12 protein-coding genes are annotated in these 14,898 nt (G+C 73.1%); 6 read left to right on the top strand and 6 right to left on the bottom strand.

Features of this window, described 5'->3' with window-relative positions; genetic code table 11:
* Positions 1–42: 42 nt before the first annotated feature.
* Positions 43–2,061, bottom strand: a complete 2,019-nt coding sequence (locus OG774_RS16485) for a PhoX family protein (RefSeq protein ID WP_328302338.1) — start codon at positions 2,059–2,061, stop codon at positions 43–45.
* Between the two features lie 149 nt (positions 2,062–2,210).
* Between OG774_RS16485 and OG774_RS16480 the strand changes: the two genes are divergently transcribed.
* Both OG774_RS16480 and OG774_RS16475 read left to right on the top strand, forming a co-directional pair.
* On the top strand, positions 2,211–3,392 hold the full coding sequence (locus OG774_RS16480) for a zinc-dependent alcohol dehydrogenase (protein WP_328302336.1): 1,182 nt from the start codon (positions 2,211–2,213) through the stop codon (positions 3,390–3,392).
* Positions 3,389–4,195 (top strand): MBL fold metallo-hydrolase, encoded by an 807-nt coding sequence (locus OG774_RS16475; RefSeq protein WP_274195977.1) that lies wholly within the window; start codon positions 3,389–3,391, stop codon positions 4,193–4,195. Before OG774_RS16480 ends, OG774_RS16475 begins: the two co-directional genes overlap by 4 nt.
* On the opposite strand, the gene OG774_RS16470 is transcribed toward OG774_RS16475, so the two are convergent.
* The 4 genes from OG774_RS16470 to OG774_RS16455 all read right to left on the bottom strand — a co-directional run bounded on the left by OG774_RS16470 (position 4,162) and on the right by OG774_RS16455 (position 8,398).
* Entirely contained in the window at positions 4,162–4,644 is a 483-nt protein-coding gene (locus OG774_RS16470; RefSeq protein WP_328302333.1) for a winged helix-turn-helix transcriptional regulator, read from the bottom strand. The genes OG774_RS16475 and OG774_RS16470 overlap by 34 nt on opposite strands.
* Before the next feature lie 177 nt (positions 4,645–4,821).
* Positions 4,822–5,676 carry a MaoC family dehydratase gene (locus OG774_RS16465; protein WP_328302331.1) on the bottom strand — a complete coding sequence of 285 codons (855 nt, stop codon included), beginning with the start codon at positions 5,674–5,676 and terminating at the stop codon, positions 4,822–4,824.
* Positions 5,676–7,052, bottom strand: a complete 1,377-nt coding sequence (locus tag OG774_RS16460; protein WP_328302329.1) for a 3-oxoacyl-ACP reductase — start codon at positions 7,050–7,052, stop codon at positions 5,676–5,678. Before OG774_RS16460 ends, OG774_RS16465 begins: the two co-directional genes overlap by 1 nt.
* A gap of 5 nt (positions 7,053–7,057) precedes the next feature.
* The gene (locus tag OG774_RS16455) at positions 7,058–8,398 is read right to left on the bottom strand and encodes an acetyl-CoA C-acetyltransferase (protein WP_328302327.1); all 1,341 of its coding nucleotides are present in this window, start codon (positions 8,396–8,398) and stop codon (positions 7,058–7,060) included.
* Positions 8,399–8,507: 109 nt separating this feature from the next.
* Between OG774_RS16455 and OG774_RS16450 the strand changes: the two genes are divergently transcribed.
* The 3 genes from OG774_RS16450 (at position 8,508) to OG774_RS16440 (ending at position 12,003) form a co-directional block, all read left to right on the top strand.
* Entirely contained in the window at positions 8,508–9,227 is a 720-nt protein-coding gene (locus OG774_RS16450) for a TetR/AcrR family transcriptional regulator (RefSeq protein ID WP_328302325.1), read from the top strand.
* Positions 9,228–9,332: 105 nt separating this feature from the next.
* The gene (locus OG774_RS16445; RefSeq protein ID WP_328302323.1) at positions 9,333–11,300 is read left to right on the top strand and encodes an acyl-CoA dehydrogenase family protein; all 1,968 of its coding nucleotides are present in this window, start codon (positions 9,333–9,335) and stop codon (positions 11,298–11,300) included.
* Positions 11,301–11,460: 160 nt separating this feature from the next.
* The gene (locus OG774_RS16440) at positions 11,461–12,003 is read left to right on the top strand and encodes a DUF4190 domain-containing protein (protein WP_328302321.1); all 543 of its coding nucleotides are present in this window, start codon (positions 11,461–11,463) and stop codon (positions 12,001–12,003) included.
* 316 nt (positions 12,004–12,319) lie between these two features.
* Here OG774_RS16440 and OG774_RS16435 read toward each other — a convergent pair whose 3' ends face one another.
* On the bottom strand, positions 12,320–13,537 hold the full coding sequence (locus tag OG774_RS16435; RefSeq protein WP_328302319.1) for a phosphodiester glycosidase family protein: 1,218 nt from the start codon (positions 13,535–13,537) through the stop codon (positions 12,320–12,322).
* A 239-nt stretch (positions 13,538–13,776) separates the two neighbouring features.
* Between OG774_RS16435 and OG774_RS16430 the strand changes: the two genes are divergently transcribed.
* Positions 13,777–14,889: a TerC family protein gene (locus OG774_RS16430; protein WP_328302317.1), complete on the top strand. Its 1,113-nt coding sequence runs from the start codon at positions 13,777–13,779 to the stop codon at positions 14,887–14,889.
* Positions 14,890–14,898 lie beyond the last annotated feature (9 nt).

Here is a 14,898-nt window from a genome sequence, read left to right as displayed (position 1 = left end):
GCCCACGTGAGTGATGTGGGTCGTCGGAACGACCCACATCACTCACGTGCGCGTCAGCGCCTCCCCGTCGGCGCGCCACACGGTGACGACGGCGGGGCGGGCGATGCTCGTCCCGCCGTCGGGCCAGTGCGACGTCGGGTTCGCGAGGCTGCCGTCGTCGGACTCGCCGGGATGCTGCACCGACACCATCGCGAGCCGCTCCTCGAGCACCGGCCCGCAGGTCTCGGCGCCGCGCGGCACGGTGAGGAACTGCTGGACGCGCCCGCGCTGCGGGCCCTCCAGCGGCACCGCGAACAGCCCGTCGTTGGACCCCAGCGCGTTGCCGTCGGTGGCGATCCACAGGTTGCCTGCGGTGTCGAACGCGATGTTGTCGGGGCACGAGATCGGGCTGACCTGCTCCTTCGGGAACCCGCCGAAGTAGGTGTCCGCCGCCGCCGGGTCGCCGCACACCAGGAGCAGCGACCAGGAGAAGGTCCGCGCGCCGGCGTCGTCGCCGGTCTCGACGAGCTCGAGGACCTGGCCGTTCGTGTTCTCGTTCCGCGGGTTCACGGCGTCGGCGCCGGGCTTGCCGGGCGTGCCGCGCTCGTCGTTGTTGGTCAGCGCGGCATAGACGCGCCCGGTCGTCGGGTGCGGCTGGACGTCCTCGGGCCGGTCCATCGGCGTGGGGCCGACGGCATCGGCGGCCAGGCGGGTGTGCACGAGCACCTGCGCCGCGGTCATACCCGGGACGAACGAGCGCCCGGTGCCGTCGGCGAGCGACTCCACCAGCGGCAGCCACTCGCCGCCGCCGTCGGGGCCCGGCGCCGGCGCGTCCACGCCGAATCGTGCGACGTAGAGGGTGCCCTCGTCGAGCAGGCGGGCGTTCGACTCCCGGTCGGCCGCGGTGGCGCCCGGGCGGTGGGTGCGGGACGAGACGAACTTGTAGAGGTACTCGAACCGCTCGTCGTCACCCATGTACACCGCGACGGTGCCGGTCGGCCCCACCCGCACGTTGCCGCCCTCGTGCTTGAAGCGGCCGAGCGCAGTGTGCTTGCGCGGGGTCGACGCCGGGTCGAACGGGTCGACCTCGACGATCCAGCCGAAGCGGTTCGGCTCGGTGGGCTCGCGGGTCAGGTCGAAGCGGGGGTCGACGCGCTCCCACTTGCGGTCGGTGGCGCCGCCGTCCATGCCGTAGCGGACGAGCGCCGGGTCCCCGACGACCTCGCCGTTCGCGAAGTACTGGTCGATGTTCTCCTCGCCGGTGAGCACCGTGCGCCACGGCGTGACCCCGCCGGCGCAGTTGTTGAGCGTGCCGAGCACCGTGCGGCCCTCGGGGTCGGCGCTCGTGCGCACGAGGGCGTCGCCGGCCGCCGGGCCGGTCAGGGTCATCGGGGTGGTCGCGGTGATCCGCCGGTTGGCGGCGCCCATCACCGGGGTGAGCCGGCCCGACGCGGGATCGCGCTCCACCGTCACCACCGACATGCCGTGGGCCGCCATGCCGATGGCGATCTGCTCCGGGGTGGGCGCCTCCGGGTCGTAGCCCGGGATCATGAACGGCTCGGTCGAGTACTCGTGGTTGGCGACGAGCAGGGCCCGCCCCGGGCTGCCGGGCACGTCGAGCAGCGCGAGGAAGTCGTTGTTGAACCCGAACTGCCGGGCCTGCGCCGCCGCGGTCTGCGCGTCCGGGTCGAACGCGGGCGCGCCGGGCAGCACCGGGTCGCCCCAGCGGATGACCACCTGCTGCGCGAACCCCTCCGGCACCACGACCGCGTCCAGCGTGTTCGGCGCGACCGCGGCGAAGCCGAACGGGGACGGGAGCGGGGCCGGTGCGCCGCCCGCGGCGGGAGCCGGCGAGGCGGAGCTGCCGACGCCGCACGCGGCCAGCGTCCCGGTCACCCCCGCGACCAGGCCCGCCTGCAGGATCCGACGGCGGCTCAGTGCCGCGCCCGCGACCTCGCGGAACGGCGTGTGGTCCGTCGGGTTGGGCGCCGGGCGCGCGCAGGCGTCACCGCACCGGTACCGGCAGGCGAGGGCCGGCCTGCCGTGCGGGCGGCGGTGCACGTGGAGGGGGAGCAGGCCCACGGAATCTCCCGTGTGTCCGGATGTGGTGGTCGCGACGACGCTAGGTCCGCGGTGCGTCCGCGCGGAACCGGGAGGGTGAACGGCGGCCGAACAGGTCCGCGACCGGCGCCCCGTTTCGAGCCGGAACGTCGTCGGGCAGCCCCGGTCCCATGCGGGCATTGACATGGCAGGGTCAGGGCGACGTGCGGGTCGAGACGGTCCCGGACCCCACGATCCAGGCACCGACGGACGCGATCATCAAGGTCACGAGCACCGCCATCTGCGGCTCGGACCTGCACCTCTACGAGGTCCTCGGACCGTTCCTCGACCCCGGCGACATCCTCGGCCACGAGCCGATGGGCGTCGTCGAGGAGGTCGGGTCCGAGACCGGCGACCTGAAGGTCGGCGACCGCGTCGTCGTCCCGTTCAACATCTCCTGCGGGCACTGCTGGATGTGTGAGCGCCAGTGGTTCGCCGCCTGCGAGACCACCCAGAACCGCGACCAGGGCATGGGCGCGTCGCTCTTCGGCTACACGAAGCTCTACGGGCAGGTCCCGGGCGGCCAGGCCGAGTACCTGCGGGTGCCGCAGGCGCAGTTCGGGCCGATCAAGGTCCCGGACGGCCCGGCCGACGAGCGCTTCCTCTACCTCTCCGACGTGCTGCCCACCGCGTGGCAGGCCGTCGAGTACGCGCGCATCCCCGAGGGCGGGAGCGTCGCCGTGTTCGGCCTCGGCCCGATCGGGCAGATGTCGGCGCGGATCGCCCGCCACCGGGGCGCCCGGGTCATCGCCGTCGACAGCGTCCCCGAGCGCAACGCGATGGCACGCCGGCACGGCATCGAGGTGGTCGACTCGAGCGTCGTCGACGACGTCACCACCGCGATCCGTGACCTCACCGACGGCCGGGGCACCGACTCCGCGATCGACGCGGTGGGCATGGAGGCCCACGGCGGCTCGGCGATCCCGCAGCTCGCGCAGAAGATGGTCAACAAGCTCCCGGACGCCATCTCCGCGCCGCTGATGCAGGTCGCGGGCGTGGACCGCACCGCCGCGCTCGTCGGGTGCGTCGACGCCGTGCGTCGGGCCGGCGTCGTGTCGCTCTCGGGCGTCTACGGCGGCACGGCCGACCCGATCAACATGCTCAAGATCTTCGACAAGGGCATCAGCCTGCAGATGGGCCAGGCCCACGTGAAGCGCTGGACCCCCGAGATCCTGCCGCTGCTGACCGACGACGACCCGCTCGGCGTCCACGACCTCGAGACCCACCGGCTGCCGCTCGAGTCGGCGGCCCACGGGTACGAGATCTTCCAGAAGAAGCAGGACGAGTGCATCAAGGTCGTCCTGTCGCCGTGACCGACTCCGAGGAGCCGTCCCTGTACTTCATCGGGACGGCCACCACGCTGCTGCGGTGCGGGGGGTTCACGATCCTCACGGACCCGAACTTCCTGCACCGCGGCCAGCGGGCGTACCTGGGCAAGGGGCTCACGTCGAAGCGCCTGACCGAGCCCGCGTGCACCCCCGCTGAGCTGCCCGCGCTCGACGGCATCGTCCTGTCGCACCTGCACGGCGACCACTGGGATCGCGTGGCCCGACGGTCGCTCGACCGGTCGCTGCCGGTCGTGACGACGCCCGCCGCGTCCCGCACGCTGCAGTCGCGGCAGGGCTTCCGGCGGGCGCTCGGGCTGCGGACGTGGGAGTCGCACACGCTCGTCCGGCCCGACGGGGCGACGCTCGAGGTGACGGCGCTGCCCGGCCAGCACGCGCCGGGCCCGCTGCAGCGGGTGCTCCCGCCGGTGATGGGGAGCCTGCTGGAGTTCCGGTCGCCGGCGGGCGAGACCTTGCGCCGCGTCTACCTCTCGGGCGACACGCTGCCGTTCGACGGCATCCGGCAGATCCGCGAGCACATCGGTGAGGTCGACCGCGCCGTCCTGCACCTCGGCGGGACGACGCTGCCCGGCGGCATCGTCGTGACGATGGACGGCCGGATGGGCGCCGACGTGCTGGAGACGGTGGCGCCTCGGCGAGCGACCCCGATCCACGTCGACGACTACGACCGCTTCCGCTCGCCGCTCTCGGCGTTCACCGCCGAGGTCGAGAGGCGTGGCTGGGGCGACCGCGTCGACTACGTGGCGCGCGGCGGGACGATCTCGCTCTGAGTCATGCGCGCCGCGATCTCGGCGGGCATGCCGGGGCCGGGACGCGCGTGCACCTCGCCGACGTCGTGCAGGACGCCGCACGACTCGCAGACCAGGCGCGGGGCGACGTCGCCGCCGCACCCGGTGTGCGTGTAGTGGACGGGCGGCCCGTCGGGGGCGAGCCAGCGGTCACCCCAGGCGGTGAGGGCGACGACGACGGTCGCGAGCTCCCGGCCCTGCTCGGTGAGCAGGTACTCGGGGCCGTCGGTCTCCATGATCCCCGCCTCGACGAACCCGTCGAGACGGCTGGCGAGGACGTTCGTCGCGATGCCCAGCGAGCGGAAGTCGCCGAAGCGTCGCGCGCCGGCGTACAGCGCCTTGCGCACGATCAGCAGGCTCCAGCGCTCGCCGACGAGCTCCAGCGCCCGCGCGGCCGAGCACACCTCGCGGTCGTAGGTCTTCCCGAGCACGGCCGGAGCCTACGGAGCCCTGCTTGCATGACACAAGTTGCAGCGAACGGGTATCTCGCTGCTTCTAGGCGCCGAAACTCCCCGCTCGCGACGACCTCGCAGTCGGAGATCCCGGCGCGAACGGGGAGTTCGTGCTCATAGAAGCAGCGAACAGCGCGTTCGTTGCGAAAGGCCTGGCTAGGCCTCGCGCAACGTCAGCAGCAGGTGGTCCTTGCCCTTCGGGCTCACGAGCCTCGCGTCCCAGCCCCCGTCGGCCTCGGCGGTGTGGAGGTAGACCTTCGAGGGCGCGCGCACCGGCGCCTTGAACACCACGTCCGCCGTGAACGCCGGGCTGTGGCGGCCGGCGAGCGCGGCGAGGACGCGGGCCTTGGTCCACATCCCGTGGGCGATGGTGCCGGGCATCCCGAACGCCTTGGCCGCGAGGCCGTTGACGTGGATCGGGTTCACATCGCCCGACACCGCGGCGTAGCGGCGCCCGATGTCACCGGGGATCCGCCAGACCGCGTGCGGGAGCCGGCCCACCTGCGGGTCGGGCTCCGGCGGCGCGGAGGGCTCGCCGTCGGGCGCCGGCGCCCCGCGCACGAAGTACGTGCTGCGCGAGCCCCAGATCTCGACGTCGTCGGCGTCGGTCACGGCGGTGACGAGGTCGACCTGCGCGCCCTTGGGGTGCGCGGCGAGGTGGTCGGCGTGCACGGCGACGCGCAGGGGCTCGCCGACCTCCGGCGGACGATGCTGGGTGATCACGTTGCGCAGGTGCACCATGCCCGGGGCGGGCAGGGGGAACTCGCGGTCGGTCATCAGCCGCATCTGCAGCGGGAACGCCAGCATGTGCGGGTAGGTCGGCGGCACGACGCCGCCGACGGAGAACCCGCAGACGTGGTCGTAGTCGGCGACCAGCGAGGCGTCGATGCGCACGCCGGGCAGGTCCAGGCGGCGGTCGGGCAGCGAGGAGCCGCCCGAGCGCGCCGTCAGCAGCGCCCGCCCGTAGAGCACCCCCAGGGTCGGGGGCCCGTCGAGCGTCTCGATCGTCATCAGGCCCCCAGGTAGTTCTGGCCGTCGACGCGCAGCACCTGGCCGTTGACGGCGTACGAGGCGCCCTGGGCGAACCACGCGATCGTCTCGGCGACGTCCACCGGCAGCCCGCCCTGGGTCATCGACGACAGGCGCCGCCCGGCCTCGCGGGTGCCGACGGGCATGGCCTTGGTCATCGCGGTCTCGATGAAGCCCGGCGCGACCGCGTTGATGGTCGCGTCCTTCTCGGCCAGCAGCGGGGCGGTCGCGTCGACCATCCCGATGACGCCGGCCTTGGAGGCGCCGTAGCTGGTCTGACCGCGGTTGCCGGCGATCCCCGCCATCGACGAGACCGTGACGATGCGCCCGCCGCGGTGGAACACCTCGGAGCCGAGCAGCGCGTCGTTGATCGCGAGCTGGGCGTTGAGGTTGACGTCGATGACCGAGTTCCAGCGGTCGCGGTCCTGGTTGGCCAGCAGCTTGTCGCGGGTGATGCCCGCGTTGTGCACGACGATGTCCAGCCCGCCGTGGCGCTGCGCGTGGTCGAGCAGCGTGGCGGGTGCGTGGTCGGCGGTGATGTCGAGCTGCAGCGCGGTCCCGCCGATGTCGTTGGCCGTGCGCGCCAGGGCGTCGCCGGCCGACGGCACGTCGACGCAGATGACGGTGGCGCCGTCGCGGCGCAGCGTCGCGGCGACGGTGGCGCCGATGCCGCGGGCCGCCCCGGTGACCACCGCGGTCCGGCCGGCGAGCGGCTTGTCCCAGTCGACACCCTGGCTCGAACCGGAGAAGCCCGGCACCGTGCCGACGTCGAGACGCTGGCCGTGCACGAACGCCGAGCGCGACGAGAGGAAGAAGCGCAGCGTCGACTCGAGGTCCGCACCGACAGCGTCATCAGCGACGTGCACGAGGTTCACCGTCGCGCCGTAACGGGCCTCCTTGGCGGCCGAGCGCACGAGGCCCTCGAGGGCGCGGCGCGCGGCGCGGACCGCGGGCGACGTGGCCTCGGCGGGCACGTCACCGATCACGAGGATGCGGCCCGAGGGACCGATCCGGCGCATGACCGGGGTGAGGAAGGCCTGGACCTCGGCGAGGTCGGCGGGCCCGGACAGGCCGGTCGCGTCGACGATGCCGGCCGCGACCTTCGACGACGACGAGCCGCCGCCGACCGCAGCGTTCGGGTCGTCGTGGACCTCGATGCCCAGGTCGGTCAGCAGCGAGCGCACGACCTTCGCGACGCGGCCGTCGGCCGTCGCGGTGCCCAGCAGCGCCGGGCCCGACAGCAGCGGCTGGCCGGGCTCGTAGCGGCGCAGCTGCGGCACCGGCGGGAGCCCGACGGTGCCGGCGATCGACCTGCCGAAGCCGGAGTTGACGAAGTCGGAGTACCAGTCGTTGCTCATCGTGCTCAGGCCTCCAGGATCGCGACGACACCCTGACCACCGGCCGCGCAGATCGAGATCAGGCCGCGCCCGCCTGAGCCGTCTCGTTGGCCTTTCTCGTGCAGCAGCTTGGCCAGGGTGGGGACGATGCGGGCGCCGGTGGCCGCGAACGGGTGCCCGGTCGCCAGCGACGAGCCGACGACGTTGAGCTTGGACCGGTCGAACGAGCCGAGGGGCTCGTCGAGCCCGAGGCGCTCCTTGCAGAAGATCGGGTCCTCCCACGCGGCGAAGGTGGCGAGGATCGTCGAGGCGAACGCCTCGTGGAACTCGTAGAAGTCGAAGTCCTGCAGCGTGAGGCCGTTGCGCTCGAGCATCCGCGGCACCGCGTAGGCCGGGGCCATGAGCAGGCCCTCGTCGCCGTGCACGTAGTCGACCGCGGACGTCTCGGCGTCGACGAAGTGCGCGAGCACGGGCAGGTTGCGCGCGGCGGCCCACTCGTCGCTGGCCAGCAGCACCGTGGCGGCGCCGTCGGTGAGCGGCGTGGAGTTGGCGGCGGTCATCGTGGCCTCGGTGTCGGGGTAGCCCGCGGGCCGGAACACCGGCTTGAGCTTGGCCAGGCCCTCGAGCGTGGAGTCCGCGCGCAGGTTGTTGTCGCGCGTGAGCCCCAGGAACGGGGTCATGAGGTCGTCGAAGAACCCACGCTCGTAGGCGGCCGCGAGGTTGTGGTGGCTCGCGACGGTGATCTCGTCCTGCGCGGTGCGGCTGATGCCCCAGGCCGCGGCGGTCTGGGCGGCGTGCTCACCCATGGACATGCCGGTGCGCGGCTCGGAGTTGGCGGGGATCTCCGGGACGATCTGGCCGGGGCGCAGCCCGGCGAGGGCCTTGAGCACGCCCGCGGTGGACTTGGCGCGGTTCGCCTCGAGCAGCACCCGGCGCAGGTCGTCGTTGACCTCGATCGGGGCGTCGCTGGTGGTGTCGACGCCCGAGGCGATGCCGCTCTCGATCTGGCCGAGGGCGATCTTGTTGGCGACCTGCAGCGTCGTCTGCAGGCTCGTGCCGCACGCCTGCTGGAGGTCGTAGGTCGGTGTGGCGGCCGAGAGCCGGCTGCCGAGCACGGCCTCGCGGGTGAGGTTGAAGTCGCGGCTGTGCTTGAGGACAGCACCGGAGGCGACCTCGCCCAGACGCTCGCCGGCGAGCCCGAACCGCGCCACGAGGCCGTCGAGGGCCGAGGTGAGCATGTCCTGGTTCGACGCGCGTGCGTAGGCGCCGTTGGACCGGGCGAAGGGGATGCGGTTGGCACCGACGATCGCCGCGCGGCGGGGGAGCGGCGGTCGGGACGATGCGGCCGAGGACGATGTGGAGGCCACGATCTCTCCTGATCTCGCAGGGGTGCGGTGGTTTCCGCGGGGGGTCACGGCTGCGTGACGTGCGCCGTGCCGCCGGAGTTACCCGAAAGTATCAGGTACCGTCGGTAACGTGAGCCGACGTTCCACGCATCACTCCGACGCGGGTCGCGGTGGTGAGCGCGAGGACGACACCGGCCGCGACACCCGGCCGCGCCGTGATCGGCGTTCCAGCCGCTGGGACGAGCACCGCCGCGCCCGGCGTCACGAGCTCACCGCCGCCACGATCATGGCCATCCGCGCGCACGGCGCCGAGGTGGGCATGAGCCAGGTGGCCGCGCAGGCCCGCACCAGCAAGACCGTCGTCTACCGGCACTTCGCCGACAAGAACGACCTCTACCTGGCCGTCTGCGACCGCGTGGCGGCCACGCTGGTCGGGCAGCTCCAGACGGCCATGCGCGAGGCGTCGGACGACCCCCGCCGCACGCTGGTCTCCGGCATCGACGCCTACCTGGGGCTCATCGCCGCCGACCCCGAGGTCTACCGCTACGTCATGCGCCCCCCGAAGCTCGACCGGCCGGAGAGCGAAGACCCCGTCAGCGACCTCTGCACGGTCATCGGCGACCACATCGCAGAGATCATCTCGACCGAGCTGCGCCGTCAGAACCGCGATCCCTCGCCCGCCCAGACGTGGGGCCACGCCCTCGTGGGCATGGTCCGCGCCGCGGGCGACCAATGGCTGGCCACCCGTCCCGACCTCGAGCGCGAGGAACTGGCCGGGCAGCTGGCGGACCTCGCCTGGTCGGGTCTCTCGCGCACTGTGACGCCCGCTGCGGCGTCGTCCGCGTCCTGACGGGGCACACCCGAGATCACGAACCCGTTCCCCCGGAGGGACCCCGTGAGTAGCCCGTCCAGTCGTCTCTCTCCCGACGACGTCACCCCGGCCACCGTCGCCTCCGTGCAGCGCACCCTCGACGGGCGCTGGCACACCGTGCGCGACGAGATCCGCGACCGGCCCGACTTCGCCGAGCTGCGCGTGGACCCCGGGCTCGACGTCGAGAGCTACCGCGCGGAGATCTGGGAGATGCTCCGGCGCCTGGCCGACGACGGCCACGCGGTGCACGGCTTCCCCACCGCCGTCGGCGGGCGCGGGGACATCGGCGCCTCGGTCGTCTCCTTCGAGATGCTCGCCTTCGCCGACCTGTCTCTGCAGGTCAAGAGCGGGGTGCAGTGGGGCCTGTTCGGGGGCGCGATCCAGGCGCTCGGCAACGCCGAGCAGCACGCGCGCTTCCTGCCCGGTGTCATGGACCTCTCGCTCCCGGGCTGCTTCGCGATGACCGAGACCGGCCACGGCTCGGACGTCCAGTCGGTGCACACCACGGCGACCTACGACGCCGCCACCGGCGAGTTCGTCGTCGACACCCCGACCGAGTCGGCGCGCAAGGACTACATCGGCAACGCCGCCCGCGACGGGCGGATGGCGGCGGTGTTCGTGCAGCTCTACACGGGCAGGCCAGGAGAGGAGGCACAGCGGCACGGCGTTCACGCCGTCCTCGTCCCCCTGCGCGACGACGACGGCGCGGTGCTCCCCGGCGTCGAGATCACCGACGACGGGCACAAGGAGGGGCTCAACGGCGTCGACAACGGCCGGCTGGCGTTCCGCGGCGTGCGCGTGCCGCGCGAGAACCTCCTCGACCGCTACGGCGCCGTCGCCGAGGACGGCACGTACTCGAGCTCGATCGAGAGCGAGAACCGCCGCTTCTTCACCATGCTCGGCGCGCTCGTCCGCGGCCGCGTGAGCGTCTCGGGCAGCGCGGTGGGCGCCGCGTCGCTGGCCCAGACCATCGCCGTGCGCTACGGCGAGGCGCGCCGGCAGTTCGCGGCGCCGGGCAGTGAGGAGGAGATCACCGTCCTCGACTACCTGGCCCACCAGCGCAAGCTGCTGCCGGGCCTGGCGCGCACCTACGCGCTGCGGTTCGCGCAGAACGAGCTCGTCGAGATGCTCCACGACATCCAGACCACCCGGGAGGCGGGCGGGGACGTCGACGAGAAGCGTCAGCGCGAGCTCGAGTCGCGCGCCGCGGGCACGAAGGCGCTCACGACCTGGCACGCCACGGCCACCATCCAGGCCTGTCGCGAGGCGTGCGGCGGGCAGGGCTACCTGTCGGAGAACCGGCTGGGTGCACTGCGCGCCGACACCGATGTCTTCACGACGTTCGAGGGCGACAACACCGTCCTGCTCCAGCTCGTCGCCAAGGGCCTCATCTCGGGCTACGCCGATGACTTCGGCAACCTCGACACCCTGGGCACGGTGCGCTTCGTCGCCGACCAGGTGCTCGACACCGTCGCCGAGCGCACCTCGCTGCGCCAGCTCGCCGAGCGGCTGCGCGCCGTGGCGCCGGGCCGCGACGAGGACGACGTGCTCGACCGGTCCTGGCAGGTCAAGCTGCTCGACGACCGCGAGGAGCACACGCTCGACGGCCTCGTGCGCCGCCTGCGTCCCGCGCGCGACAAGAGCCTCTCCGCCGAGCGCCAGTTCGCGATCTTCAACAACGCGCAGGACCACCTCCTGCGCGCGGCGCGCAGCCACCTCGACGGCCTGGTGCTCGACGCCTTCGTGCGCGGCGTCGAGGCCGCCGTCGACCCGTCCGCACGGGCCCTGCTGGGCAAGGTGTGCGACCTCTACGCGCTGTCGGTCATCGAGGAGGACAAGGGCTGGTTCCTCGAGCACGGGCGCATCTCGGCCGCGCGGGCCAAGACCGTGACCGCCGAGGTCAACCGCCTGTGCCAGGAACTGCGGCCCCACGCCCGCGCGCTGGTCGACGCCTTCGGCATCCCGGAGACCTGGATCGGCGCGCCCATCGCGACCGGCGCCGAGCAGCGCCGCCAGGACGAGGCCCGCGCCCACGCGGCGTCCTTGCACTGACTCTCCCGCGTCAGCCTGGGGGCCATGCTGACGTCCGACGTCAGGAAAGCCCCCATCTCGGTGGCTCTCCGCGCCGTGGGGTCCAGGGATAACGGGTACCGGTGGCACGATGACCGCCCGGCCGTCGGCCGGAGCTTCGAGGCGCGAGAGGACTTTCGACGTGACCACTCCGGGCGACGGCTACGGCCAGCAGGGGCAACAGGGCTGGCAGCAGTCCTACGGAGACGAGAGCGGCAACCCGCCGGGCTGGGGCCAGCCGGCCACGCCCCCCAAGCCGCGTAACGGCATGGGGACCGCGGCGCTGGTGTTCGGCATCCTGGCGCTGCTGTCGATCGTCATCGTCTGGGTGCCGTTCCTGGGCATCGTCACGATCATCCTGGCGCTGCTGGCCGTCATCCTCGGCTCCGTCGGGCGGGGCCGGGTCAAGTCGCTGCAGGCCACGAACGGTGGCGCGGCCACGACCGGCCTGGTGCTCGGCGTGATCATGCTGATCCTCGGCGTCATCACCCAGATCCTGGTGATCTTCTTCGCCGTCGCGTTCCTCAACTTCGGCGGCGCCAACTCGCTGCAGCAGCTGCAGGACTGCGTCAACAACGCCAACAACCAGCCGAACCCGGCCGCGGTCCAGCAGGCCTACGAGCAGTGCGGCCAGCAGTTCGGCCAGCAGCTCCCGGGCGGCCAGCCGGAGGGCGAGGGCGGCTGATCCCGCCCCGCGACGACGACGGCCCCCGCACCCTGATGGGTGCGGGGGCCGTCGTGTGTCAGGTGTCCGGACCGGGCGATGAGCCGCCTCGCGGCGCGCGGCACAGCAGGGCTTCAGCCGAACGATCGTCCCTGGAGGCCTTCTTAAATGAGACCCGGGGGCACATGGCGCCCGGCCCGGACATCTCATTCAACCGCACGAGGGCGCCGCGTGTTCCCGGGTGGGGGCGGAAATCGTCTCGGCCCGGTCGACCCGGCGCGATCGAGATGGGGGCCTTCCTGACGTCTGACGTCAGGGTGGTCCCCAGGCTCGCAGGTCAGCGGGGGAGGACGGCGAGGGCGTCGGTGACGGCGCGCAGGGGGTCGGCGGAGGGGCTGTTGACGACGGTGAGGCCCTCGTCACGCCCGCGCCGGACCATGGTCGTCGAGCCCCCGCCGTCGAGGGACGCGGCGACGGGCGCGCCGAGGTCGGTGAGCAGGCGCCCGAGCTCGGCGAGGGTGGTCCCGATGCTCGCGTCCTGGCGCCCGTCGACCGTGACGAGCCACAGCCGCCGCCCGTCCGTCGACAGGCCGACCGCGGTCCGAGGCGCGCGCTCGGTCGCCTGCAGGCCCGCCAGGGGACGCCCGGCGCGCGCGATCGGGATGGCCCCGACGGCGACGCGCAGCGGCGGGGAGTCGACGGCGTCGAAGCGGTGGTCGACGGCGACCCGGGTGCCGACGGGCAGGGCGCGCAGCGACGCCGCGCCCCGCTCGCGCCCGACGAGGGCGAGCGTCCCGGCGGGCAGCCTGCCCCCGCCGGGCGGTCCCACCGCGGTGACCCGCCCGCCGGCCACCCGGATCTCGAGCGTGTCGGTGCTGCACCCGGCGCGCGGGTCGGTGTCGGAGCCGCAGGTCGCCGCCTCGCGGGACGCGTCGCCCCACGCCGGGTCGAACACCCCGACGCCGTCCACCGGCACGGCGTAGCCGTCGAGGCCCGCCAGCGGCACGGTGCGGCGTCCCGCGACGAGCCGGCCCCGGAACTGGACGCGGGCCAGGTGCGCACGCCCGGCACGGTCGATGCCGACCACCGTGTCGGCGTCCTCCCCGGGCGGCGTCGGTGGGGCGGGACGCCGGCCCACGGGCACCCCGGAGCTCCGCGGCGCCCCGGCGACGATCTCCGCGCCGACCGGGGCGCCGCTGCCGCCCTCGTCGAAGAAGCCGCCGTTGACCGCCGCGACCGCCCCCGCGCGCCCGGCGAGCTCGGGCACCGTCGCCACGGCCGCCACCGTCGGCGGGGTGAGCAGGTCGACGCGGACGGCGGGCGAGGTCAGGTCCACCTCGACGACGTCGCCCCGGATCGGGCCGCCCCGCGGGTCGGGCAGGGTCGTCGTGAACTCGCGGTACGAGGTACCCGGGAGGTCCGGCGCGCCGCGCGGGGCGAGGAGCTGGTCGAGCACCCGCCCGTCCGGGGGCGTGGGCGGCGGCGCCGGCGCGGCGGCCCCGAGGGCGAGCGCCCCGGCCAGGGCGAGGGCGAGCGCGGACCGACGAGGGCCCACGCGCACCTCCGGGTCCGTCGGTCGACCCGGAGGACCCTGGTGGGACGGACGATCATGCCGGGGCCGACACCCCGACCCGTCTCGTTCTCCGCCCGTCCGGGTGAGACGGCAGGAATTCGGACAACGACGTCGTTACCGCTCGCGGGTCGGTATCGTCACACCGGGGAACCGACCGACCACCGCGTCCGTTGGCGAACGCGACACCCCGAGCACGACGACGGCGATGGCGAGGAGCAGGCGTGACGGTCCCGTTCTGGGCATGGGCAGCCACGATCGGCGGGATCATCGTGCTCGTCGGCATCGACATCTGGCACGCGCGATCCCCGCACGAGGTGAGCTTCCGCGAGGCCACGCTCTGGTCGGTCATCTACGTCGCGGTCGCCGTCGCCTTCGGCGTGATCCTGCTGTTCACCATGGGCACGCAGTCGGGCACCGAGTACTTCGCCGGCTATCTGGTCGAGAAGAGCCTCTCGGTCGACAACCTGTTCATCTTCGCGGTGATCCTCGGGCAGTTCGCCGTGCCCAAGCGTCACCAGCAGAAGGTGCTGCTCTGGGGCGTCATCGGCGCGCTGGTGATGCGAGCGATCTTCATCGCCATCGGCGCCGCGGTGATCTCCGCCTTCGCGTTCGTCTTCGTCATCTTCGGCCTGTTCCTGATGTACACGGCGTGGACGCTGATCAGGCAGCACGGTCAGGAACCGAAGGACATGCACGACAACCGTGCGGTCAAGGTGGTCCGCCGGTTCGTCACCGTGCACGAGGACCAGGGCGACCACGAGGGCCAGTCCGACGACGGCCGGCTCACCTCGCGGGTCAACGGCAAGTGGGGCGTCACGCCGCTGTTCATCGTCGTCGCGGTGATCCTCTCGGTGGACCTCGTGTTCGCCCTCGACTCGATCCCCGCGATCTTCGGCATCACCCAGAACTCGTACATCGTCTTCACGGCGAACGCGTTCGCGCTGCTGGGCCTGCGGGCGCTGTACTTCCTGCTGGTCGGCCTGCTCGACCGCCTCGTGCACCTGAGCTACGGGCTGGCCTTCATCCTGGCCTTCATCGGCGTCAAGCTGATCCTGCTGTACCTGCACGAGGACGTGAACCCGGCGATCCCGGAGATCCCGACCTGGCTGTCGCTGGTGGTCATCGTCGCCACGCTGGCCGTCGTCACGGTCACCAGCCTGATGTCGACGCGGAACGCGACGAGGGAGACGTCCGACGACGGCGGGGACGACGACACCCCGGCCGTCACCGAGGGCGGGACGTCGGCGGGCTCTGCGGGCTCTGCGGGCCAGGACGGCCAGGAGACCGCGACGACGACGGACGCCGAGCAGACGGGCTCGCGCTCGCAGTCCTAGGGTCTGCGG

Source organism: Actinomycetospora sp. NBC_00405 (assembly GCF_036044095.1).
Lineage (GTDB): Bacteria > Actinomycetota > Actinomycetes > Mycobacteriales > Pseudonocardiaceae > Actinomycetospora > Actinomycetospora callitridis.
The sequence above is the reverse complement of the archived record's forward strand: the minus strand, read 5'-3'. Positions and strand labels throughout refer to the sequence as shown.